15 protein-coding genes, 1 tRNA gene and 1 pseudogene are annotated in these 25,575 nt (G+C 52.9%); 4 read left to right on the top strand and 13 right to left on the bottom strand.

Annotated features, from left to right (window positions below; genetic code table 11):
- From EI77_RS24200 to mobF, 5 genes and pseudogenes are all read right to left on the bottom strand, one after another.
- On the bottom strand, nt 1-365 hold a 365-nt coding region (locus tag EI77_RS24200; RefSeq protein ID WP_133795000.1), incomplete at its 3' end, for a transposase.
- Nucleotides 366-797: 432 nt separating this feature from the next.
- Nucleotides 798-2,111 carry a hypothetical protein gene (locus tag EI77_RS09435; RefSeq protein ID WP_133794999.1) on the bottom strand — a complete coding sequence of 438 codons (1,314 nt, stop codon included), beginning with the start codon at nt 2,109-2,111 and terminating at the stop codon, nt 798-800.
- Nucleotides 2,111-2,545, bottom strand: coding sequence for a hypothetical protein (locus EI77_RS09430; protein ID WP_133794998.1), 435 nt, complete (start codon nt 2,543-2,545; stop codon nt 2,111-2,113). Before EI77_RS09430 ends, EI77_RS09435 begins: the two co-directional genes overlap by 1 nt.
- Before the next feature lie 6 nt (nt 2,546-2,551).
- Nucleotides 2,552-4,966 carry an ATP-dependent DNA helicase gene (locus tag EI77_RS09425; protein WP_243838743.1) on the bottom strand — a complete coding sequence of 805 codons (2,415 nt, stop codon included), beginning with the start codon at nt 4,964-4,966 and terminating at the stop codon, nt 2,552-2,554.
- Nucleotides 4,967-5,101: 135 nt separating this feature from the next.
- Nucleotides 5,102-5,902, bottom strand: a pseudogene (mobF, locus tag EI77_RS24195) (MobF family relaxase); the annotation flags it as partial.
- 282 nt (nt 5,903-6,184) lie between these two features.
- Here mobF and EI77_RS09420 point away from each other — a divergent pair.
- Both EI77_RS09420 and EI77_RS09415 read left to right on the top strand, forming a co-directional pair.
- Nucleotides 6,185-7,741, top strand: a complete 1,557-nt coding sequence (locus tag EI77_RS09420) for a type IV secretory system conjugative DNA transfer family protein (protein ID WP_133794996.1) — start codon at nt 6,185-6,187, stop codon at nt 7,739-7,741.
- Complete coding sequence (locus tag EI77_RS09415) at nt 7,738-8,616, top strand: hypothetical protein (protein ID WP_133794995.1); 879 nt, start codon at nt 7,738-7,740, stop codon at nt 8,614-8,616. The genes EI77_RS09420 and EI77_RS09415 overlap by 4 nt, the downstream gene beginning before the upstream one ends.
- Here EI77_RS09415 and EI77_RS09410 read toward each other — a convergent pair.
- Complete coding sequence (locus EI77_RS09410; protein ID WP_133794994.1) at nt 8,590-9,792, bottom strand: replication initiator protein A; 1,203 nt, start codon at nt 9,790-9,792, stop codon at nt 8,590-8,592. The genes EI77_RS09415 and EI77_RS09410 overlap by 27 nt on opposite strands.
- Before the next feature lie 748 nt (nt 9,793-10,540).
- Here EI77_RS09410 and EI77_RS09405 point away from each other — a divergent pair.
- Nucleotides 10,541-11,164 (top strand): ParA family protein, encoded by a 624-nt coding sequence (locus EI77_RS09405; protein ID WP_133794992.1) that lies wholly within the window; start codon nt 10,541-10,543, stop codon nt 11,162-11,164.
- A 22-nt stretch (nt 11,165-11,186) separates the two neighbouring features.
- Nucleotides 11,187-11,546, top strand: a complete 360-nt coding sequence (locus tag EI77_RS09400; RefSeq protein WP_133794990.1) for a hypothetical protein — start codon at nt 11,187-11,189, stop codon at nt 11,544-11,546.
- A gap of 441 nt (nt 11,547-11,987) precedes the next feature.
- On the opposite strand, the gene EI77_RS09395 is transcribed toward EI77_RS09400, so the two are convergent.
- The 7 genes from EI77_RS09395 to EI77_RS09365 all read right to left on the bottom strand — a co-directional run bounded on the left by EI77_RS09395 (nt 11,988) and on the right by EI77_RS09365 (nt 25,516).
- Nucleotides 11,988-12,509 carry a hypothetical protein gene (locus EI77_RS09395; protein WP_133794988.1) on the bottom strand — a complete coding sequence of 174 codons (522 nt, stop codon included), beginning with the start codon at nt 12,507-12,509 and terminating at the stop codon, nt 11,988-11,990.
- Nucleotides 12,510-12,699: 190 nt separating this feature from the next.
- Nucleotides 12,700-18,546 (bottom strand): RHS repeat-associated core domain-containing protein, encoded by a 5,847-nt coding sequence (locus EI77_RS09390; RefSeq protein WP_166647151.1) that lies wholly within the window; start codon nt 18,544-18,546, stop codon nt 12,700-12,702.
- A gap of 307 nt (nt 18,547-18,853) precedes the next feature.
- On the bottom strand, nt 18,854-20,329 hold the full coding sequence (locus tag EI77_RS09385) for an aryl-sulfate sulfotransferase (protein WP_166647150.1): 1,476 nt from the start codon (nt 20,327-20,329) through the stop codon (nt 18,854-18,856).
- A gap of 26 nt (nt 20,330-20,355) precedes the next feature.
- Nucleotides 20,356-22,875: a hypothetical protein gene (locus EI77_RS09380; protein WP_133794983.1), complete on the bottom strand. Its 2,520-nt coding sequence runs from the start codon at nt 22,873-22,875 to the stop codon at nt 20,356-20,358.
- 681 nt (nt 22,876-23,556) lie between these two features.
- Nucleotides 23,557-23,629: transfer RNA gene (locus EI77_RS09375), tRNA-Ile, on the bottom strand.
- Nucleotides 23,630-24,053: 424 nt separating this feature from the next.
- Nucleotides 24,054-24,584, bottom strand: coding sequence for an NUDIX domain-containing protein (locus EI77_RS09370; RefSeq protein ID WP_133794981.1), 531 nt, complete (start codon nt 24,582-24,584; stop codon nt 24,054-24,056).
- A gap of 29 nt (nt 24,585-24,613) precedes the next feature.
- Entirely contained in the window at nt 24,614-25,516 is a 903-nt protein-coding gene (locus EI77_RS09365; protein ID WP_133794979.1) for a LysR family transcriptional regulator, read from the bottom strand.
- Nucleotides 25,517-25,575 lie beyond the last annotated feature (59 nt).

Raw genomic sequence — 25,575 nt, 5'->3', positions numbered from 1 at the left:
GCATGCAAGACATCAGCTTCCGTCCCTGCCGTCAAAATCAAGGCTTGTGGCTGGCAGCGCCCGTCCACCGCAGCATGCAGCTTCGTGTTGAGTCCGCCCTTGGTGCGGCTCATGGCCTGTTGTTCCTGGCCTCCGGCGGGGTTGGCCCCGTCGCGGTGGACCTTGATGTGGGTGGAGTCAATCATGCCGAGGTTCTTGCCTGCATGCCATTTCATCTGCTGCATGGCCTGATCCCAGAGACCGGCCTTGGCCCAGCGGCGGAAGTGGCCGTAAACAGTTTCCCAGGCAACGCCAGGGACGTCCAAAGCACGCCAGGAGCCGCCTTCTTTGAGCACGTGCAGAACACCTGCGATGACCAGCTTCAAATCACTGAGAGGCCGACCTGGTCGGAGCCCAGCCTCCTCTTCCTTCTGGTATTTAGGAATCTATGGATTTTATAACCTCGGCCAGTTTGGGAACGACGGCTTGGTATTTTGGGTGCAGGTGCATCCCTCTTGTTAGGCCATTTTTAGAACTTGTACAGTTTTAAAACACGCCCTAAATATGATGACGGGAGACCTTACACCGGATGGATACAAAAGTTATCTACAGACTCCTGCACAAACAGCGTTACAGCAAGTTATAGAGTTGATACAAATTGTAGCAATGAATCTCTATTTTATGTTCTCAAGTAACTATGCAAATTAACTAATCATAAAACGCCAATTCCTATCGGATCACAAACTGGAGGCCCAATGTGAAATGATCGCGCTAAGAGCGATTTTAAACTGACGCTCGTTTTATATTTTAGACTGAACTCAAAGCTTCAAACCCCACTCTTTGATCCCGAGCAGTCGAGTCGGCGGACGCGTAGTCTTTGTAACTTCCGCAAAATCGCTACCATCCAGTTTTACTCGGTTGAGACCATGTCGCGTTACAAACACGACCTGTCCCACTGATTTCATCACCAGAAATACCGGTCCAGCATTCCTCTCCACAAGGCACGGCTCAGTTGTGATGCGTTGCTCTGGCTTGCCCACCTTCTTGAACCAAGTTCCGCGCAGGCCCGAATCAGGCACATTTCGTGGATACATCAGCGTCTCATCATCAAGCCAGACAAACATGTCCACACCGGCGGGCATCTCCTCAAACTCCATCGTTTTCAGATCCAGCAGTCTCAATCCTGCACTGCTTGCACAGAACATGCGCTGCCCGGTCGGTGAAGGGGCCATGACAGCCTTGCAGGGTAATGGCAGAGCTTTGTCTGTCTTCAACTTGCCAGTAGTTCTGTCGAAAATGGCAAGGCTTTTGCCATCCACCAGCAGCGCACAGCGATTACCATCAATCCATTGTGCATCTCTGACCTGGCTTTTCCCAATCGGGAATTTGAGAACCTCATCCGTCTGCACGTCATAGTGATACACTTCATTGCCCTGCTGACCCAGCAGCACCCTGCCATCAGGTGAACGCCTCTTTTGGATTCCATCAGTCGGGATCCGAGTCGGCTTCACCTCGCCCGTTTCCAAATTGACCCGCAGTTGCTGATTCAGATTCCGGACCGCAATCACCTTGTCGGTCGCCATGATCAGGTTCTCGGCGAAATATTGCTCCAGAAAAATGCCCATCGTCGTTACCTGACGCTCATTGACCAGCTTGAGCGCCTGGAGATCCACATCCGCCATCCATACATCCTTGGCTTTCGGATACATGGCCTGCTTGAACCCATCGGTGAATCCCACCGTATAGCGAGTGCTCAGAGCCGCCTCCTGGGTTCCGTCCATGCCGTAGCGAGCGATTCCTCGGGGAAAAGTCGCCAGCAGCTTCTTCGATTCCTTGTCATAAAACAGATCCTTGGGTCTGTCCTCAGAGATCCAGTCCTTGAACAGCACCTCCCCTGTATCGACATCAAAGAGGTCGTCATCCGCCAGGAAAAGCCGGTCAATTCTCTCCTCAACAATAGCCACCTTTTCTGCCAAAACCTCCTTGGCTTTCGTTTCTTGAACCACAGCCTGCTCTCGCTTTTCAGGAGTGCCAAACAGCCACCACCATGAGAAGATGGCCGTGCTAATTCCGATGACCCCAAGCACCAAGGCGACTTTGGGGAATGCTTTGATGTAGCGCCAGTTGAACATTATTCGGAGGGGGTTTCGTCTTCGTCTTCTGCAAACCCCTTCGGCGGGGTGATCGTGATCTTGGAAATGAAAGTCGTGTTCTCTTTATGGTCCTGCAGCTCGTGATCCGCTTCCTTCACCCAGGCGACTCGCTTCTGTTTGATGCCATCAAACAACCTCGGCACCAGCCCTCTCCCCTCTATCGTTACCAGATAGCCGCCAAACTCGATGTTCAGCCCATTATCCGGGTCATACACAATCCAGATAATGTCGGAATATGAAAAGCAGGTGCGCAGCCCATCCCGAGTCTGGATCTCAAAGAAATGCTCCTGGCTGGTCTCACCGACCAGGATCGAGAAAAACTTATCCTCCTGCTCTGTCGGCTGGGAGGCAGGCACCGCAGACTTTTCAGCCTGCTTTCGTCTCAGAATCTCTTCAATCGTGTCAGAAGCCATAATTCTTTATTTGCGTGGAGTTGGCGGCGGCGGAGTTGCTGCCTTCTGTTTCACTTCCTGTGCCACCTTAGCAGCTTGCTGAGTCGCCTTGCTAGCCTCGACAGCTTTTTGCTTCGCGGCATGGTCAGCAACTTTTGACACGTTGCTTTGCTGCAACGCTTTTGGCTTTGCCTGAGTTTGCTGCACCGGCTTTGCCAAACCCTGCGCCGCCGTTTTTGTCGGCGCTGGCGCAGCCTTCTTTTGTTGGTTGTCGTTGGCGCTTTTGGCCGGAGCCGCAGCCTTATCCCAGCCCGTCTTTTCCTTGAAGTGGGAAACAGCCGATTTGTAAGCATTCACAAACCGGTTCTGGCGGGGATTGGTCGCCTGCTTTGCCTCGCCCTTTTCAGCTTTAGGCGCTGGCTTCTTTTCAACCTCTGGAGATTTTTTATTGGTCTCCCTTCCAGCCTGCATTTTCTCTTTGGTCGAGGTTTTTTGCTCAGTCGGTCGGAGAAAACTCCGCCTCTTGTTGGCGAGGTTGACGCTCTTTTTCTCGGTCCCTTGCGGATGACCTTTGGAGCGGCTCCGCCCGTCTGCACTGACCAGCCCGCGCCGCATCTCGACATATTGCCGCCAGCTCATATCGGCATCTTTCTTCGACACATCTTGCTTACGTGCATCCAGAAGGTTTTTCACATGGCTGCGAGCCTCCCCCTCTGCCTTGCGACTCTGGACGACCTCACGCCACTGCTTGTTAGGGAGGTCAGAATTCATAGAGGAAATATCGCGTTTGCTTATCCCTGCCAGCTCCAGCGCCGATTGGCGGGTCGCTGTATTGCCGACCGCCTCTTGCAGTCCAAGGCGGCTGTCTGTGTAGATCCTGATGCTCTCTTTGCCACGGCTGACGGAAACATAAAACTGCTCCCTCGAACTGGCAACGAATGAATCCTCGCTTTGTGCAACCAAAACGTCGCGAACGCTTTTGCTCTGTGAAGAATGCGAAGTCTGGCAGTAACCATAGGTGAAGTGTCCGTGATTGCGGTCCAATTCAGCGCCGTTTGAAAGCACGATGTCGCCGTTCTTTTTGATCTTCTCGACCGTGAAAACATTGCCATTATTAAGCCTGCGATCATTGGCGCTTTTTCCATTTCGTGTGATTCGGATTTGCTCACCTTTGCCGACTCGGATTTCCCGTTCCTCAAAGACCTGAAATCGCTCCGCGAATTTAATCGGCAGCGGCATTTCACGACCCGTTGAAGACCTTACCAAGGTAATACCGTTTTCGGCACGTCCTGTAACAGAAAAAATCTCCCCACGCCGGATGCCCTGCGCGTTTTGATGGAACTGAATGACCTGCCCCTCGCGGTAATTTTCCAGCCGCTTTTTATCCGCACTCTCCCACTGCAAATTATGCAGCCGGATGTAGCTGCGCTCATCCCCCAGCTTTCCTGCACCGCGCTTCGCTTCTCGGATCGCTTCTGTAACCTTGGCACTTTCGCCATGCGTGGGAGAAACCACCAGCGGCGGGCTGCCTTTGCGGCTCAATTCCATGTAATCCGCTGCCAGCGCCCGGTATCGTTCACCATCATCTGCCACCTCAATGATGGCTCCAAGCTTGTCCAGGCTCATGAAGGCATTTGGCAAATCTCCCCGGCTCAATGCCGCCACCGCCTTTTTATAGACCTCGCCTTCCTGGCGACGAATTTCGGTTACCTCGGCAATTTTCAGCCCAGCATATTTTTGCAGGAGCCGAAAAGCATCCCCACGAGCCACGGGAGCATGCTGCCCACTATCGCCGGTCAGGATGATCCTGGTGGAGCTTCCGGCAACCTGCATCAGCTCCCACATCTCACGGGCACCCAGCAAACCCGCCTCATCAATCCAGATGACCTGCCCCCGGGTCTGACGTTGCAGGTTTTTGTTCAACAGCAAATGCGCGACCGTATTGGCTCCGACAAAGCCAGACTCTTGCAGCGTCTCGCGTGATGCGACCGCCGAGGGAGCAAAAGCAAACACACGGCGACCGCTTGCCTCTATCTGCTCCGCCGCTTCCTTCATGAGTGTGGTCTTGCCAACCCCAGCTCCACCCCTGATGGCAATGACTTGATCCGTTGAGCCCAAGATGTGGCGGACGGCCCCTTTCTGCTCAGCCGACAGCTTCTCATTCCCAAAATGGATGCCGCCTTTGTTGATGGCTGCGCACATGCCCCGACCAGACCGGACAAAGTTGATCAAAGCCACCTCCTCAGCCAGCACGTCTAAAGAGGTACAGAGAACCGTGTCCTTCACCTTGCCCACGACCATTTCCCGGCGGGACAATTCCCGCCAGACCTGCTCCGGTGTAATTTGCCCCACCCCATAGCGGAGCGCCTCAGCAACCAGCCGTCTTTGCTCGACCACCGAGTTCCTGGCAAACATCTTCTCAGTGGCATAATCAACCGCCAAGGAAGCCGTGATTTTCTCCGCAGGGCGGTTTCCATCCCGGTCGAAACGCACCTTGGAGATGATGACCTTTTCCGCCTCCGTCAGTCGCACTCCCCAGGCGGCAAGCAGGTCGGTATAGGTCATGCCATGCCGTTTGCCCTCGCGTGTTGCCGCCCCGAGTCCATCCTTCGATTTGGCATCTTTGATGCCTTTTTCTTCCGCAAACTGCTCAATCTGAGCCGTCCGGCGTGAGAACTTATCAATGACAGATTGAGGGATGCCTTCGATTTCCCAGCCTGCCTTGGTCCGGCGGATGCCATAGCCGATGTCCGCGAGTTTCGCCGTTAGTCTGGCATGAAAGGCAGCCTCACTGTAAGGAGCCTCCTTTTTGATGTCGCCAAATTGGGCGGCTTTCCATCGCTGCTCAACCCCGTCAAAAGTGGCATTGAAAGTGAAGCAGTGGACATGCAGATGCGGGTCGGGAATGCCCCCCACGGGACGGGCAGTGAAATGCACAAATTCAGCCCAGGCGAGATTCCCGGTGGTGCGATTGACCGCCGCCCCGGAGCGCCTAACTCTTGCTCCTGCCCGCTCTTCCATCTCGGTCATGGTCTCTTGAACTGCCGACCTGAACAGCCTTAAGATGTCATCATCTCCCGTGAGGGCATGCAGCACAGAGAGACTTTTTGGCGCATGAAAGTTGATGTCATAGCCAACCCTCCGGTCAGCTTTTGTTCGCGGCGTCAGCCTCTCGCCAGTCGTTGGATGACGGTTTTCAACCAGGGCTGCAAATGCCTCAGGGGTTACCCCGCCAGAAAGCCCAAGTCTCTCTGCCGCCTTGCCATACCACTTGCCCGCGACTTCCTGCCCCTCCGAATAATAGTCCTCTCGCTTCAGCCCTTCGGCATAATATTGGCGGGCAGCCGCCGCGCTCTGATGAGACACGACTCGTAACATTCCACTACCCTATCAGAAGAAAAACCTCGCTTCCACTCTTGCGAGCAAAATCGCATGCGGGGTTGAAAGATTGCTACGTTGAGAGGTCGCAAGTGATGTTGCAATGTAACAATATCGCAACAGAGATTGCCCCGTTGCCAGCAGACAACCTCGCGAGGTTGCGAGGTTGCAATATTGCAATTTTCTTCATTCAGACATCTCCCCTAAGCACAGCTTAGGATGTCAATTCAGCTCGCCCGCTGGCCCCAATCCAGCTAGATTCAATTCGACCTATTTTGCCGCATGGACCGACCTCCGCCCCCTTTAAATAGTCGAACTGGCCAGGGGCATCCGACCCAGCCGGTCGTCAAAGACTGGCCGGATAATGACGAGGAGCTTCTCGATTTCAGCCCCGACCCCAAGAACCGGCAGCGGGAGAATTTGTGGCTGATGAAGGATGCCTTTGAGGGCGTGCAGATCTTCGGTGGGACAGGTTCCGGCAAATCCTCAGGTAGCGGGCAGGCTATTGCCCGCGCATTCATGGAAGCTAATCTGGGCGGTCTGGTTTTGACCGCCAAAACCGACGAGGTGCTTACCTGGAAGCAATACGCGAAGGAGGCGGGGAGAGAGACAGATTTGCTCATTGTGGAGCAGGGCGGACCGCTCAAATTCAACTTCCTCCGGTATGAGCTGAGGCGTCCAGGCATCGGGGCAGGGCATACGGAAAACCTCGTTAATCTCTTTTGTAGCGTACTCGAGGCCTCGGACCGAAGACATGGTCAGGGCGGGGGCAATGACAGCTATTGGCAGCGCACCTTGAAGCAGCTTTTGCGCAACGCCGTTGATCTGGCCATCCTGGCGGCTGATGATGTGGATCTCCCATCCCTCTATAAAATCATCGCTACCGCACCGCGTTCGATTGCCGAGGCGGCTGACGAAAAGTGGCAGTCAGATTCGGTCTGCTTCACGTTGATTGAGGTTTCCAAGGACAAAGCCAAGGAAAAGGGGAGGGTGCAGGATTACGAACTGACGCGGGATTATTGGCTCAAGGAATTCCCTGGGCTCGCCGTCGAAACCCGCTCTGTGATTGTCTCCACCTTCACCAGCATGGCTGATTGTTTCCTGCGGGGCATGCTCCGGGATCTTTTCTGCACGGATCTCAATTTCACCCCAGAGGACAGCTTCAATGGCAGGATCATCATTTTGAATCTGCCCGTGAAGGAATATAACGAGTTGGGCCAGTTCGCCCAAGTGCTATTCAAATTCGTCTGGCAGAGGGCTGTCGAACGCCGAATTCCGCCAGGCGTTCCCCGCGCTCAGGCAGAGAAAACCATCCGCCCTGTTTTCCTTTGGGCTGACGAATCTCAGTTCTTCGTCAATTCTTATGACGCGCTGTTCCAAAGCACCGCCCGCAGCTCGCGGGCTTGCACCGTTTATCTGACCCAAAACCTGCCCAGCTATCTGGCCACCTTCTCAGGAGCCAATTCCAGGGCCGAGGCGGAGACGTTTCTGGGCAATCTCCAGACCAAGATTTTCCACGCCAATGGCGACCCAACCACCAATAACTGGGCGGCTGACTCCATCGGAAGAACCCGGCAGGTTCAATTTTATGGTGGCATGTCTGAGGGAACCGGAGCCCGAGGCGGGGGAGGGATGAACCAGAGTGCAGGGGGCAGCCAGGTCTTTGAATATCTGATTCAGCCCCAGGAATTCACCATGCTGCGCACAGGCGGGGAGGAATGTGAGCTGCAAGTCGATGCCATCATATTCCAGGGAGGGCGGCGTTGGGTTACCGCCAGCAAAACCGCTAAGACAACGCAGAATTTCATCCGGCATGTCTTCCCCCAGCTTTATTCATGAAGGACAGGCAAACCCCACAAACTCCGCTGCAAATGCGGGTGCCATTTGTCAGTGCAGCACTGCACTGCATTTCGATGACCGTCATCGTGTTTCTGCGCAGTTCCTTCGGCTACTCCTACCTCCGTCCTAAAAGCGTATTTTTTGCCTTCTCTTGGGCCTTCGTGCTGTTTTTCATTTACGCCTGGAATGAAAAGGACATTTGGCAGGAATATCGCCTGCTATGCCTCTATGGCGCGGCGACCATCCTCCTTTATCTCACCCATATACTCAGCGCCTTCTTCGGTGAGCTGTTCCGGGGAGGTGCCCATGATAACGACTCGGGCACCCCGCATACGCTGCGCGTGTTGCGACTGCTAGGCAGACCCTGCACACCAAGTTTCGAGATGAAATGGCATATCTGGGTTGAGCCAATTTCCGTCTTTCTGGCCGGCCTTTTTCTAGGTGTTGTCGTTAAAGAACGCCATCTCTCTTATTGGCTGGTTTTCACCGCTCCCTGTCTTTCTGTCAAAGAGTTGCTCAACTACTGGTTCCAGGTTCGCCAGAAAAAGAGGCATAAAGACTCCAGAGACGATGCTGAAGACATTTTCGAGGATGAACCCGCCACCACCCCAGTGGATGCCCCCAAACCCATCGGGAAAGCTAAAATCCGACGCGCCAGAGCCAGCACCCGTTCAGCAGCTCACGAAATCACAGAACGGCAACATGCCCAAGTTTTGAGGCTCATGCCTCCCTATCGTTTGGATGAAGCGGAGCGGAATTACGAGAGGCTGATCAAAAATGCTCATTCTGATCAGGATGAGGGTCTGGATTCTGATGAAGGGCTCGCCGCACACCTCAATGAAGCAATTTCATTTTTTCGCCGAACCCACGGTTGAGGCAGAACCTTTCTTCGACGACTTCACCTCAAAGCGGATGGCTTTCAGATCGTAACCCAAGCTCTCCCACGCCTGCATGAGCCTCGGCTTGTATTGGATTTCCACGGTATCGACAATGAACTGTGTCGATGCGCGATAGGTGAGGGTGCCATCCTCATAGCCGACCAGATTCAAGATCCTGATCCAGGCATTCACCGTCGCATCCCCAAGATGTTTGTTGAGGATTTCCAACACGTTCTCCCACGCTTCTTCAAGTGGCGTTTTCTCAATCAAAGCCATTTGCACTTCCCGATCAGCGGCGGGCAATTTTTCCGCCAGAGGCCTTTTATCCGTCCTCTCCATCAAGAGCATATCTTTGCCCTGAACGGAGCTGACCTTTTCGAGGCGAACCCCAGGAAGCTCATTCTTTTTGATCAGCTTCCTCAGCGTGCTGGCATAATGTTTGTATTCCTGCTGGGAAGCCGATTTGAGATAAAGACTTTTGAATGTCTCTTTCCAAATGCCGGCACCACCTCCTGTGGCTTTACGGGCATACAGGTACAACCAGCGTTCGACTCCCCCCGGAATTTCAAAATAGCGTTTATCCAGAGTGAGGACATGGAAGTTTTGGATGCTTTCAAATAACCATTCCGCGAGCACCACTTCGATGCCGCGCACTTCTCCTTGCTCCTCAGTGATCTCCCATTCTGTGATCCACGAAAACTGTTTAATTCGGTTTCGTGTCCGTTTGCCAATTTCGGCGCGAACCGTGGTCTGAATATTGGTCGTTTTCAAACGGTTAAGCGCGTCCTTGAGCCTGTCATAGGCCGTCCCGTGGGGTGCTATTTTCAACCAAGCGAAGAACTGATACGGCGTGAAGTGAATCCTTCGGGATGTTGCCAAGCCAAGGCGTTGAGCATCTACCCATTGAGAAATGGCAAATAGCAGCAAGTCTTGGTCATGAATCGTGGCGATGCCTCCATGCTCTTTGCTTCCTGTAATCCGAACTGACTCAGTCATTCCAGTCTTCTGATCGACATATTTGTGATCAATAGGCTCCGTCCTGCCTGGAACTAAACTAAACCAATTACGCGACATCAAGTCTATCTGGTCTTTTGCAGCGACATCGGCAGCGGAAACTGTAAACCGTGTAAGGTCTTGATGTTCCTTGATTCCACCCTCGATTTTCCTGCCCATTACATGGGCATAGCATACTTCATTTAGAAAAACAATATCGTGGGGCTAACGACCTTTTTGGGTGTTTTGAGTGTGTCATTTATGTTATCGGGGTGCCAGCGACTTTGATATCGGGGGGCTAACGACTCTGTGAAGATTTCACAATAGACTTATCGGGGTGCCAGCGACTTTTCGGGTGTTCTGGATGTATCCTTTTGGCCGTTAGGTGCCAAAAATCTATCATCTTGGGCCTCAAACGCCCGTGTTAGTGAGAAAACATCACGCTGTCGGGGTGCCAGCGACTTTTCGCCCATTCAGGATCTATCCTTCTGCTATCGGGGGACCAGCGACCTTTGATATCGGGGGACTGACGACCGTATCGGGGGACCAGCAACCACAAGTCGGGGTGCCAGCGACCTTACCATCGGGGGACCAACGACCCTTTATCGGGGTGCCAGCGACTCAAATCACCCTCAAACCTTGAGCCATTGGGCTTTAGCGTAACCTGAAACCTTTTTAAACTAATTCTTAAACACTTAAACGCCGCTGGCAGGCGGCAAGCCATAAGATAGGCTCGCCTGCCAACGCCAAGGGGGAGGGCAACTCAACCTCCAATACTCTAACTACAACCTTTGCGAGAAAACTCGCAAGCTCGCAAACGTGATTGCGGTGTTGCAACATTGCAACCGACCGCAAAATATGAAGCTTCAGAAAGAAGCCAAAGCTCAGGAAGCTTCCGAGGTGAACCGCATTCCATTATGATGGCCGTATGATTTACGGTTTAACAAATTCTAAAGGCGGCGTTGGCAAAACAACGATTGCCGTCCACCTGGCAGCTTGGCTCGTCAAAAAGAAACGGACAGTCATTTTCATTGATGCTGATCCTCAATCTTCCGCCTCGCAGTGGATCAGTGAACTCGATCTGGACATTCAGCTCGAAAAACTGTCCGAGCCGGAGGAGATAATTCGTCGAGTCGCGCAACTGGCGACTGACGCTAATGACATCGTCATAGATGGACCCGCAGGGCTTTCCACAACCACAAGGGCGATCATGTTGCGGTCGGACCGTGTTTTTCTTCCATGTGGACCATCCATTCTCGATCTCCGCGCAGCTTCAAAAGCAGTGCTCTTGCTGCGTGAAGCTCAAAAATCCCGGAAGGGTCCGCCTGTTGGAACGATCATTCCAAACAAACTGCAAAAACGCGGTCGGCTGAGTCGTGAGATGCTCGGCGCTGCACAAAAACTCGGTGTTCCTTTGTTGGCCGGGCTTTCACAGCGCCAAAGCTTTGTTGATGCAGCCGGGCAGGCGAAAGTGGTCTGGCAAATGGGAGCATCAGCCCTCGTGGCTTCTCACGAAATGCAGCAACTCATGAAGGAGATGACCCGTGGTTAAACGCAGAACACTTGGAGACGGCTTGACCCCAGAGGAAACGGCATTTCTCAACGAGGGTGCCGCACCATTTCTTAACAACCCTTCGGAAGCTTCTATGCCAAAATCTGGAAGTCGCAACCAGGCAGCAATTCCTGCTGGAAATCTAGCTGCGTCGCTCAAGGTCAAATCGACATCTCCAGTGCTTGATGAAGAGACTGCTATCTCAGTTCACACTGAGATGGTGGGACTAAATACTCGTGTGGGGCGTCATATTAATGCCGCACTTTTAAGAGCTTCGACCGACCGGAAGATCGAGCGGAGATCAAGAGCGGCGGTTCAGGACATTGTGAACGAAGCGCTCACTGAGTGGTTGAAAAGAGCAGGGTATATCAAAGGTAGTTAAAATATCTTATTTGCAGGTGGCGCTGTCTCGCTAAAACCTACCGATCATCTTTCTGACAAAGCCGCCCGCTGGCCCCGGCTATGCCTACGAGTCGACCACGCTCGGCAGCAGCACCTGCAGCCTCATTATCGCTCAAGCCACCTTGGAAGTTTACCGCTTCCAGGCGGGCGGCCCAGCTGATGCGATTAGGGCTTATCGTCTGGCACAGATGGCTTGCTGAACCACTATGCCCACGTTCCAAAGCTCCCTTCATCAGAGAGAATGCCCTGAATGGTAGGAGACCGTGCATCGACGAGTTCGGATGGTAAAGCGACATGTCCTTCGGACCTCTGCGCTGAGTTAACGAAGCCCGACGCAGGAGGAACCTTGCTTCGGGGGTATACTTTTTGCGAAGTAGGCACTGTAGCGCGGTGCCTACCATGGGTTATTACTGTTTAAAAATTACCACGATAGTTGGAGCCGACTGTTAAGTTTACGAATTCGAGCCTCGGCTTCTTCAATAGAGACACGAGGCCAAGCACAATTTGAAAACTGCAAGCGAATAAGGTTAGGGTGTAGAGCAGCACCTGACATTAGCAGCCCATTTGGTGTGATTGAGGCGTTTTCAAAAATCAAATAGTTTATTTTAGGGCTTTTCAAGATTGCCTTAAAGCCCTCGTCACTGATTGGGCAGCCCCCAAGATCAACCTCTTGAAGTTCAGGCAAAAGGGGCCAATGAACTCCTGTAATATCACAATTAACAAGGGACAGTTTTTGTAGTTTAGGAAACGTAAACCCTTGCAAAATCTTGTCATTAACCGGCGCATCAAAAATCAACAATTTGGTGAGACTGTTCAGCCGTCCAATCTCGGCCAAAAAAATAATTGTACGCTCGTCGCCGTGGTTGATACTGAGCGATTCAACATCACCAAAATGCTTGACAGCATTTGCGAGTTTCGAAGCAGAAACAATATCGTAATTCAAGTGCATGTCGAGTGGACTTGCCCCTGGCAGAAACCTTGTGTTAAGTACTGTCCTCCATTTCACATTGAGGCCCGCAGCAGTTTCTGCGTCTAGTACAGATATAGCGGACCATCGGGCGGCAAACCAACCGCAGCATACAAGGAACGCCCCGACAAAAAAATAGACAATAATCCGGCTTTTCATGCAAGAACTAGTTGGCTGGTTTCTTCGGCCCACAGTAGGACCGAATTTTTAACTTAACCCGGATAGGGGCGCCTTGCCCGGTTTGAGGGTCCCGCGGCCTTGAACGCGGATGATGTCTCATGTCGTCATTCACCCGTCCGCCCCCAACTATAAACTGTTCCAATCCAGGCGACCCACTTTCTGATGGTGGGAAGAATCCAGAACCGTTGTGGTTGACAACTCCTTCACTGCTCCACCCGCCTGAAACAGAGTATGTGAGTTCCAACTCCCATCCACCTTCGATTCGCTTTTGAGTATATGTAATCTGCGCGGCGAGAGCGGAACCTAAGCCATTTGCAGCTCCTTCGCTCGGAACATTCCAGACCTCACCAGGATTTTGTTCGACAACAATCTCGCCACCATCTTTCATCTTTATTTTAACATTGTTACGAAGATAGGCGGGCCAATTCTGGTCTGAATTTCGATCGCTCCAAGGGTTTCGGCTCTCGCCAAATCTGAGGCCATTCGGAGGGGGAAAACCAGGCCCGTGCCTGTAACGTCCACGGCTAGTTTTTGCGACAAGCAGAACCCAAGCTTCATCCTGACTTGGATCTCCATCCAATAGATACTTTGGTGCGTTAATCTCGGAGCCATCCTGAGCACTCCACATTGGGAAAAACTCAGTCGCTGCCGCCATAGCTGCAACATGTTGACCGCTTACAGGCGCACCTGAACTACCCGTAGTACGGTCACGAGCAGGGTTTGAACCAACAACATTCAACTGCCACATGTTCAACCCCAGCACATCCACCCCATTCACCGGATCATTCCCACACATCCCATACAGGTTGATGCCGCCGTTCTCCTCAATCGGATCCCTGCTGATCCACCTGCCCATCTCAGGCGCGTAATACCTGTAGCCGTAGTACACAAGTCCCGTTTCAACATCCTTATACTTTGTGCTGAAACCCATGGGGCAGACGGCTGCGGCGGGGCCGACGGCGGTGATTTTTTTGCCGAAGGCGTTGTAATCATAGCGGGCGGCAAGATCTCCGGTGGTACTGTCGATCAATCCCATGACGTTGCCATTGACCTCAATGCATACGCTGTACACTTTGCCTGTGCGACCGTCATACAAACCGAGCAGCCCCCCTACACCTCCAGCGCCACTCATCGTGCCACTAAGATCTTTGCCCCAGATATAGGCACGCTCCACGGCTTCTCCGCGCAGAGCATCCAGTTCTGCCACCAAGTTCCATCCCTCATGGAGAAACTTCCACCAACCCACCGTCAGCCACTGTTCTGCGCCGGTTTGCCAGCGCTTCACCACCTTGCTCACCCGGCGGCCATTGCCGTCATAGGCAAACTCCAGGCGCATCCGCGCCGGGGCATTGGGCAGCAATGCCACGGCCTGATCTGTCTCGACAGCGACTAGGCGGTTCTCCAGATCCCAGGTGTAGCGCCAGCGCCCGTCGAAGAGCAGGTTTCCATCCGCATCATAAGCAGGACTTGTCTGAGACGAGGGCACCCAGAGTTTCCCCTGGCGCAGCATTTCCAAGGGCGCATTTTCAGGTGGCTCGCCCGGGCGGCTCGCCTCCACCTTCACGGTGAGCCACTTCGGCTGCTGGGCATTGGGCACACTGAGCCATTGGGAAAACCCATCCGGCTCGCCATTCTCAGGCGGTCGGCCGGTAGCGGGCTGGCCATTGACCGCCACACGTGTGACACCCTGCGTTGTCAGGCCGCTGATCTCGACGCTGTCAGGGTAGGCGATGCTGCTGTACTGGTTGCGTTCATTGGCCGAATAACCTGTGGAGTGACCGGATTGAGTGCTCGTCAACCGGTTGCCAATGGCGTCATAAGCATAGCCCCAGGCCTGTCCGCTGATGGGATCTCCTTCGGCATCGCCACGGGAGGCGCTGGCGACTTCGCCCCGTGAGTTGTAGGCATGGCTCCAACTGGGCGGACTGGCCGGGAGAGGGGAGCCGCCTGCCAGGCGATAAGGCAATGTTTTCTCACGACGCTGCGGCGAGTTCGCGTGATAGCTGTAGGACCAGCCAAGAATGCCATGCGAACTCCAGGCGTCCGTGGCATCGCCGTGCTGATAGCGGATAGTGGCGACCCTGCCGAAGGTGTCACGTTCATGCACCGCCACATGCGGAGTGCCCCCCGTCATGGTAAAACCGATTTCGCTGATGGTTCCACTGCCTGAATCGTAGCTGTAAGTCCAGGCACCGCCGACACCTGTGGTGCTCTGGAGGAGGCCTGTGTCAGCAGCATGCATACGGGTGGAATGATAAATAACCTGGGCTCCCCGGCGGGCCTCAACATATCCGTTCGTGCCTGCATGTCCAGAGGCGCTCTCCATCACGTAACCGCTGAGCAGGCCGCTGCCCGAAATCGTTTCGGTGACTTCCTGGCGTGCCGGCCCTTCGTAAGCGTAGCTGTGGATGCCGGCCGCGTCCGTCATCTGGTTCAAGGTGCCATCTCGCAGATACTGGTAGCTGACATTGGGTGTAACCCCATCGTTGTAATTTACAGAGGTCAACCGGCCCGCCAGGTCGTAGCTGCTGGTGGTAATTCCACCCCTTGCCCAGGCGCGCTGCACAACACGGCCGGTCACGCCAAAGTCATGTGTATAGATGACGGAGGCATTTGCGGCATCCCGCTTCTCTTCTAGCAGTCCGGAGGCGGCCTCGTACACCCATTCTGTGACATCTCCGGCGGTGATGGGTGTGTCATTGGCCGGGTCGGTACGGAAAGTGTGCATCTTCCACTTTTCACCAAAGGCGTTGTATTCATAACGGACCGGATGAGTCGCGGTGCCCCAGACAGCCGCCGTATCCCCGCGATCCGTGTAGGCGATGTTGGTGACGGCGAGTTCGCCGTCCGTGACAGTCTGGACCTGACCAACCCAGGGCGAGCTCGTGCCATAATATGAATAGACAAAGCTGCCGCCGGGGCCGCTCACGATTTCCGGCAGGTGCGTACCTGTCACAAACTGAGTGGTGGTGGCAGTCTGTCCGGTGGGGGTGACACTGGTCTGACGCTCAAGATCATCATAACCATAAGTTACGGAACCGATGCTGCCCAATCTGCTTGAAGAGGTGAGCAGTCCATTGATCCATGTCTGAACTCCAGAGAGGCTGCTGCGGTTGGATGTGGCAGTCACCGTCCGCGTGTGATTCAGAGAGTTAATGGCCGTTGTTTCCGTCAGCACCGTGCCGTCCGGCAGTGTGGTTTCCACCACAGAATTCAAACCCACACCAAATTTTCGCCGCCGCTTTGTCAATGCACCTTCCGTGGCGCTGGCGTCGTTGGTAAGCCTGGATTGCTCGGTGATTTCCCACCACTCGCCCGCCGCCTGTTCGTAATAGCGGGTGGTCTTGCTGACCGGTTCGTTGGAAGCTAGCTCCAAAACCCCCGAGCCATCCAGATCATAGCCACTCATGATCTGCTCTCCCGTATCGGGATCGTAGCTGTAGAGCATGTCCGCCATGGCAGTTTGGGTCATTTTAATGAGTTGCCCGGCCTCATTGTAGTGGTAAGCGGCCGCCAATGTCGAACTGGCGGGACCGGGGCGTTCTTCGAGAAGTTTGCGCCCCAGCCCATCGGTGTAAGTTTTCTGCCAGCGCGGTGATCGGTTTCCGGTCTGAAGTGTGTAGCCGTCGCCAAAATAAGCTGTTTCCAAGATGGTCTTCGACAGAATTGGGTCTGTACCGCTGACGACCTCATAGTTATGGAACTGATCAACCACTGCTGAACCGGTGATGCTCTTTAGCTGGCCGTCAAGATACGTCGTCGTTGTTCGCTCACGCCTTTCCCCACCCGTCCCGGGACTGTATTCAGTGATCACCCTGCCGCCTGACGAATACGCGTAAGTAGTCACCACGCCATTCTCATCACAGCTCTCCAGCAGCCTGCCTGCAAGATCGGTCACTTGATACGAAGTGATTGTAAGGAGGCCTGCGGTCTTGGAGGTGGTCTGCTTCGGGAGTCCTGCCAACGTGCTGCTCCAGGTGTAGTTTGTGGTCACGCCATTTCGGCTAACCTCAATGAGATTGCCATTGCCATCTTCAACCCGGGTCGTCGTGATTCCTTCAGCATCGACTTCGATTGTGGTCGTTTCGTCAGGTCGGCTAAGAGTGCGGATGGTATGCCCGTCGAATGTCTCCGTGATGGGATAGCCTGTTGGTGCTGTGTATGCCGTCTCCCTGACTGAAATGGTTTGATAGCTGCTACCAGAATAGATCTTCGTAGTCTGGTTGGTAACACCGAACTCTCCCGTGATCGTCTCTTCTAGAATCGACTTCCCATTGACGCCTTCGGGACTGGCCAACGTGCCAGTCTGCCGTGAGGTGAGACCATTTTCCCCCTCGGTGTACGTCGTCACAATGCCTGTCGGGGAAATGGTATGCAGGAGCCGACCTCGGACGTGTTCCTGCAAATCATAGTCCCAAACCGCCTCATGGACTGAGGTGCTTTCCTCGCTTGGGGTTGAGGATGTGCCGTGAAAACTCTGACTTTCCACAATAAAGACGCTTCCGCTTCCCAAGGGATCCACCCCCCTGCTTTCGATCTCAACAGATTTTGAAACCTGAGTTCCCAAAACGGATTGAATCGTCGTCTTGGTTACTGAAATGGTATAACCCATAGTATCTGTTTGCGTGGAGATGCTGTATGAGGTCCGTGCTGAATTGCCAGCTGCCGCTGCGGCAGGATTGGCCGGACCATCAAGCCATGGACGATAGGTGGAAGTCACCTCTCCATTCCCGTCTCGAACAAAGGACGTCCACGAACCATCTGGATAAATCTCGGAGGTGAGCAAACCGCTTGCATTATAAAAGTACTGAGTCTCCAGATTAGCTCCAGCAGGATCGCTGACACTGCTAACTAGAGCCTGCCCCCAAGAAACCAGTTCATAGTGATTCTCGGACACGGACACAGGCACGCTGCCGCCACCGGGAAGCAGGCGTGTCACCGTGGTGCTGATGATTCGCTCACCCGCAGCACCATTAGGGCGCACATCCAGGATCTCGGTTTTCATATCGCCATCAATCGTCACACGTGCGCCACTGCCATCCACATTGGGAGTGGCAAAGCTTTGATGAGTCTTGGTGACGCCATTCTCGGTTGAACTAATCTGGATGCCTGTTTCACCACCAACCGTGACCTTGGTGATGATATGTGCTGCGAACGGATCACCCGAGGTGGTATAACGGTGAGTGGTACTGTTTTTTGTTTGGCTGACGACACTCAAATCATAGAAACGGATTTGCACCCCGTTGGTTAAAGTTGTCAGATCCGCGAGCAAATTTTCTGTCTTGTACTGCAGGACCGGCCCTGTGCCGCCTGGAGTCCTGACATACTCCACCGGACCGCTGAACGGCCCGATGGTGGCCAGATATGGGACGATCTTGATGTCGCTAATGGAAGGGGCGGTGATGGCGTCGAGCGCCTTCTCGAATATCAATGTGCCGAGGGCCACCTTAGTCCCGTTTAGCATGGTCTGGGTGCCTAGCCCATAGGATTGGCTCAACACAGTCGGCATTTGCGCATAATCGGTAGTGCTTCCCCCCCCTCCTGCGGTGGGGAGATAGCTGGGAGGGGACGCTTGGCCTTTCTTGACCAAAGATGAATCTAGTTTCGCCTTGAGCGCCCCTGTAACGCTGGTTGATCCCGTATAATAAATATCGCCACCTCCACCACAGTATTCATAAGGCTCCCCGTACTCGTCATATTCTATGGAGCACCCACCATCCTCGTAATAACTAGCGGCCCCTATCACCCCCACAAGATCGCAGGTTTCAGCGGAAAAGTATGCCGAGGTCAGGGGTACCGGATCACTGCCAGATTCGTCAACGGAAAAGTCCATGGAGACTTCAACACGGCCCCCTATGGCATCTGGAATTACGACCTCTGGATGATACTCACCCGGACCGGTAAAGGGATAAGACTTCGCCCCTATGTGCACGACTATCGAGGCTGAGTCACCTACGTAAACGCGTGCAGTGACGGTAACACCGCCTGAATTGCAGGGTGCGCAAGACTGTGTCTTGCCTGATATAGGCCAAAACAGCAAAATTACGAAACATATCAGTGCAGAGGCGAAAGATGGAGGCGGACGTTTACCAGTTGTTCGCCATTTCAGTATCGTTTGATGCAGGGTCATAGTTGCCAAGTTATTGGATGGGTTGAAGGGTCTTGCCGGTAGTATCCAGCTGCAACTTCTCATGATTGAGCAATGACTTTTGAAGGTTGACCCGTCTGCTCTTCATGACCGGGGCAGTTTTTAACTCAAAAGTTTCCTGAGTGGGAACTGAGAAGCTATCTTCTTTTCCGGTCTGACTCCCCCCACAGCAGAGGCTTGGATCAACTGGCGTTTTAGAGATACGGGTTGAGGTCACCCCTTTCCCGTTCTTGTATTCCATGAGGCTCATGCCCGCTGGGTTTAAACTTCGGATAACGCCCGCCGCTCCAAAAGTAACAACACCATTACTTAGGGCCGTTGGTCGGCTTAACTCATGGTGCGACAACTCAGGCATCGTCAGCGGTCTGCTGTTCAAAAGAGAGGGCGACTCATACCGCCCCGCTGTAGTCAGCAAATAACCGCTTCCTCCCGTTAGCCTTGGGAGTTGCCACTCCTCGACCGTATAGCTGACAGATCCGTTTCGACAGGTACCACGAAGAACTTCAATGGAAGCATCTTTTGATCCGATACCTTTTGACCATTCCGCATCAATGATAAAGCTGGTTGCTTGTGCGTCGTGGTCTGGCGGACTTCCTGACCACTGATAGAGCAGTCTGCCTCCTTTGCCTGCTTTTCCGCCCGTGCCTGACGCTGCCTCAGTAGTGGTGGTCCCATGGTCGATAATCCAGATTGCGCCAAAACCTTTTGCGACCAGAAGTACTTGATCCAGGCTATCCGAGTATTCCATCCGTGTCACCCCCGCCCATGCAGGTCTCTTATCCCACCCCCCTTTGATATCTATGTATTCATCGGGATTCTGGGATTGCGTGTCCCGCGTCTCATCGCTAGAAAATACTGTTTGGATATGGTCCCAGGCGTTCCATTCCCAGACCACGTGCGCCCCCCTGGGCTGCAGGGGTTGTAGTTCCCAGATTGAATCGCTCCAGATACCCGCCTTGCCGACTTTATTTGGGTCTCGTCCCTTGGCCGTAGCCTCTTCTGGAGAGTGCCGCTGCCAAACCAGTGCGAGCACATTCCCATTGGGCAGTTGCAGTGCATCATGATGAATCAGCAACGTGGGAGTGGCCATGGTGTAACTCCAGACTTCCTTGCCATCCCAGGAAGTTTTTGTGATCCGGCCGCCAGTTCCGCCGCCTAGGCGAAAGGACGGTGGCAGATGATCTCTCACGACTCTCAAAAGCTCCCCGTTTTCGTTCACTCGCCCGGGGCCTGAAGGCTTCAATGGGGAGGGCCAGACATGCAGAATCTCATCGGGAAAGCGGATAAGATAGGTTGCCGGTGAGACGACCGGAGTAACCAGGAAAGCGCCTTCTGTATGGGGATGCTCCGCCACGACAATGCAGGGTGCCAGCAGCAGACTTGCAGCAGCGAAGAGGTAACAAAACCACTCTAAGCAATGTTTTGCTTTGGAAGGAGAAAGCTCCTTCAACTCTCGAAATTTGATCATTTGGTGGGAGGAAGGCTGGTGGCGATTCATTCAAGCAGGGTAAAAACTGTCAGACCCACCTGCTCAAAAAGAGTTCCGTCACTTTCTGTTGGGTCTGTGCCATTCCGGTGTTCATCCCGATTGTTCAGCCCATCTGCATCCTGGTCATCGCCGGGCTGCACATCCCAGATGCTGACTAAAAAGCCGCTAGTATCCGCCGCCACGATTTGGCGCTCCCAATCATCCGGCAGCCCATCTCCATCTTGGTCATCGAACCGCCACATAACGAAGCAGCGTTGTGGACCACTGTGGCCAAGCATTGGGGCGGTGCCAAGAATGAGCCCTGAATCGCTAACGGCTACTATCGTAGCTTGATTAAACCTCCAGCCGCCGCCTTCAGGCGCTGCATTAGCCAACCGCATCAAACCCTTGTCCGATAGTAGCGCTGGCCCAAACCCAGATGCATTCACATGACCGACAACAACGTCGCTGTCATCAATTCCCTTTGGAACAAAACTTGCCCCACTCGGCAGCGAGTAGCTTAATGGAACCCATTCCTGCCCCTTGGCCAGTCCATACTCGGGAGGCGACGAACCTGTAACCTTGAGAAGTGCGTGGCCGAAGCGATTTAGTTTGAGTGGTGTTAGTGGCAGGCCATTTGGATGCTCCAAAATGGTCTTCATACCATCGAATGTTTCCACGTAGGCACCTGACGGGGAGAACGGTGCGTTACCGTCCTCATATACTTTCATAGTGCCAAGGATTTCCCCTGCACAGTTCACCTCCAGTGGACGGTACTCAGTTCCAGACCAAACGTTTTGAGGAAACTGAGAATATGTCAATGCATTCCCACCAACCGGCAGTTGGAGACCATAGAAACCGCTAGATGTTCGTCGCTCCGCACTTATATACATCTCAAATCCGCCGAAGGGTGGTTCTACATCAAAATAGTGGGCAAAGTTTGATGTATAAGCGCCCACTACCTTACCAAGGTTGCTGAGGCCGATAAAGGATGAGTTAAACGAGAGTGTCTTAGTCTCAACAAGATCGATATCATAGTGTGTGTCGGAATCTACTAGCAAACCTTCACCCGGGCCATCGAGTGTAAACGTCGATTCAAATTCATTGCTGATGTCGTTGAAGACAGACGAGCCTTCATTCCACGTGTAATAGCCAGGGTCCATGTCACCTGCCTCAAGGTCTATGCTTATACCCAGCGGAGAACTTGTTATTTGAGTGCCAGTCTCCGGCAGCCCAGCAGATTGAAGACCATTTCCATTCCACCAAAATAAGGATGCATTATCCGGAGTAAGCGGTTTGTAGTGTCCAACGACCAACCCCAAGTCGTTGATCGCCAGCAAGGATCGAGGCACTGAGTTCTCCGTGGTGGTAAAGACTACATGAATGCTTCCAGACGGATGTAGAACAACGTAACGGCGTGTTGAAGATGATTCGGGATAATAACCAATAATATCTCCTGCATTATTTATCCCATACGGCTGGAACATCCTCCCATTAGTGCCATGGGTGCTCATAATTTCCCCAACATCTTTGACCACGAAGTTTCCCACGGGTGATGTGCCTAGATGATATTCCTTCGCATTCGAAACACCATCCCCATCTGAATCACGGTCACCATCCGTGATGTCATTTGGATCCAGTCCGAAGAACAACTCCCATTGGTCTGGCATGCCGTCCATGTCAGTGTCGGCTGTCGTTGCCGCCCATTGACCGACAAACCAATTGTGCGTCTCGTTCAGGTAATACTGAATTCGGGAAACTCCAGGTTCGGCACTGTCATTTTCGCGATCATTCGTCATCGTGTTAAATGAGTGATTCGTTTCAAAGGCATCATCCATCCCGTCGAGATCGGCATCAGCAAACAGAGGATTGGAAGTCCAAATCTTCAGATCATCCACATAAACATCGGCTGGTAAATCACCGCCCATCAGAATCAAATACCCGGACTCAACCCCTCTGTTCTTGAAGGCGATACTACCCGCGAACATTTTTCCATCCACATAGAGATCCCAATTTTCGTTTATGCTGTCCTGGCGGATGCCAATCCGTAGCCAATCACTGGCGGTGCAACCGTCACGGTTCATCCAGAACCGATATCCAGAGTCCACCCAATTTGCGGTTCCTTCTGGAGTTTCACCATGACAAAACCATATCCTTCCTTCCGCCCCCTCTTTCGTGAATCCTACAAGAGAACCGTCGAGCAGGATAGCCGTCTCAAATGTTCCGTCGTAAACCACGGGCCGAATCCATAAGTCAACATATAGAACGGAAGCGCCGCTTGCCCCGCCTAGCTCACGCCTAACTTCAGTCTGCAAGCCGCCGACCAAACGCAGCGAACGGGAGGCTGAATGTACATACTGATTTACCACCAGGGCATTGCCGGAAGACACACTCCATCCCGAATAATTTCCTATAGAAGCATTGACGACATAATTGAATGAATCCGTTATGTTCTGAGCATTCGCCATTGGTAAAATTACAGTAAGTATTATAACTAAGGAATTAACCAAAAATTGGCTGCATTGAACGTTAAGTGGTGGTTTCATTATTTAATCAGCAATTTGTCATAAGAAAGACTGGCACATCTTTTATGATGATAGATCAGTCCGCAATAATTTCCACGCCCTACATATTCATATAGACTGTGCTTACCAATAGGCAGGTCCATGAGATGCATGGCATCAAATTAAGTGCCCTGATCTTACAAATGGAATTCTTACTCGGCTAATGTGTTTGCTTATGAAATAAGATTCTAAACTTTCAAGTGCTTGCTGCCGTCTACAATATTGTGCCTCGGACATAATGGCAGATTAAACGCTAGCAGAACCTTTACTCGACCCGGCTTGGCGTCAAACATTGTAGTCCACGCGGCATAACCTTGGGGAAAGTTTACGGCGATTATTAAGCCGTGCTGACTGCAACCACCATCATTTCATAACATAGCTCCAGGCCCAAATTTCGGGATTCACCTAAATCGCTAATCTCTTATTACAGTCTCAACATTGTGCTGCAAACTGAGTCCATACCATCTTGCAGGGTTCAGCTCCAGACCGGGAAAATTCACGGTCGTTTTCTGCGGTCTGCTGAAAAGCGGCCCAAATCCAGGCTTAGCCACGCAAAAAATTTTGAACAAATTGACCCGCAGGAAACTTTTTCATCGGTATTCTACAGGCTTTTGTAAAGCGTTCATTTTCAAGTAGAATCTGGTACTCTAACCTGGAAATATGTGCTCCCACCCGGATTCGAACCGAGAACCAAGGCATTATGAGTGCCCTGCTCTAACCATTGAGCTACAGGAGCGTTTAGGTGGATCAAAATGGCGCTACATCTGCCATCCTCAAGCAGTTTGTGGTGCATGATTTCCTCGGCGCGTGCGGCTGCGTTAAAACGGGAACATCCATCAGGCACAATGTAAATGCCGCATTAACTGAAATCTTCCAGGTCAGTCAGCCAGAAATTTTCAGTGAAATTTCACAGTGAATTTCACGGTCTGTCGGAATTTTCCCGTAAGCCTGTGCAAAGCTGCGAAAACAATATCGGAATCTAAAACACTGATAATGAACAATTTTTGTCTCGTTGCAAAGCTCTGCAAAACCACGCAAAGCGTTGATTTTGAATTATGAGTCCCCTGCTCTAACCGTTGAGCTACAAGCGCTTTTCCTTGAGACCGCATGGTTTTAAGCCATCCCCCCAGCAGTGGCAACTTGCTTTTTCACGCTCAAGCTTAGACGTGGTATTCCTGCAACCTTCGGACCGCCTCAGCATTCGACTCAAAAGCGAATTCATCCAATGCCACCTCAGCCAACTTAGGTGTGGTCATTTCGGATACTTCATCAGGACTGGCCTTTAACGAGGCAAAGTCCGTGACTTCAGCCAGATAAAAAAGATCAATGGTAGGCCACAGGTAATCCTGAAATAGGTAGAGATTGGGCAGTGCCGCAAAATATCTGAAGGCGGATGGCGGGATATCCAGCCCTACCTCCTCGCGGGTCTCACGCGCAGCCGCTTCTTCACCCGTTTCACCTGGCTCGATCACTCCCCCCGGAAGGCCTAACTTACCCAGGCCTGGCTCATGCGCCCGCCGAGTGACGAGGAGGCGTTTATTCACATCCAGGATCAGTGCACACGCCGCAGGAAAGGGCGTGATGAAATGTTGGTAGCCACATTGACCGCAGACATACTCACGTTCGCTCGCCGGCGTCATCTCATCGCTTCCACAGCGGGAGCAGTATTGATAGGGCGAGTTCGTGATCATGTGGGTGATAAATGAAAATCCATCGGAACTCAATTCATCCTGCGTCCGACTTCCTCACACAAGCCCACAAAAGTCCGCTCCGCCAAATTTAATGGCCTACCTTTCAAAGAGGAAGTTACCCAGCGTCTCCTTAATTTCGCTTTGGGCAATGGCACCGGCACGAGTTGCCCCGCTGCTATCTCCGTCCGCGCGATCCAGCGTGCAGCAATGGCAATGCCCAGACCTAGCTTGGCCAGTTCTTTGATGGCCTCACTGCTGCCCAGTTCAATGAAGTGATTCAAACGCACCCCTTGCTTCAAAAAGAACTCCTGAATCATGGTGAAGTTTAGACTGCTGCGGCTGGATACAATGAAAGTCTCCAGCGTGGCATCCTTGACCTTCGGTGCCTTTGTCGCCCAGGGGTGTAATGGTGAAACTAGAAATTCGAGCTCATCTTCAAAAATGCCATGACATTCCAGGCGCGTCACCTCGGGGGGGCGGAGAGTCACTGCAAGGTCCACTTCATTGTTCAACAGCCGCTCGATCGTCTGCGGTGTCTCACCCGGAAGCACCCGGATTTCATATTGGGGGAAGCTCTCCTTAAACTCTCGAAATACTGTGGGCAAAATAAACTGGGACGCTGCTGGTGTACAACCGATGGTTAGGCGGCCACGAGGCGTTTTGTCCAGCGCGCCCAAGGATGCCCGCGCCTGGCTCATTGCCTGCATGACGGTTTCCGCATGCGGCAGCAGTTCACGGCCGTGATGTGTCAGGTGCACGCTTTTGCCCTGCCGGTGGAAAAGCTGGCAGGCCAGATCGTTCTCCAGCGCTTTGATTCCGTGGCTGATGGCTGACTGGGTGAGATGAAGCTCCCTACCAGCCTGGGTAAAGCTGCCACTGCGAGCGAGGGAGATAAAGGCGCGAAGCTGCCGGGTATCGAGCGGTTGATCCATGAATTTGATTCATACATCATGTGAAAAAGATTGCGCGTTGTTTCTGGATGAGTTTGGCA

It is taken from the genome of Prosthecobacter fusiformis, assembly GCF_004364345.1.
Taxonomy (GTDB): Bacteria; Verrucomicrobiota; Verrucomicrobiia; order Verrucomicrobiales; family Verrucomicrobiaceae; genus Prosthecobacter; species Prosthecobacter fusiformis.
Note: the sequence above shows the minus strand (reverse complement) of the source record. Positions and strands in the feature narration are given on the sequence as shown.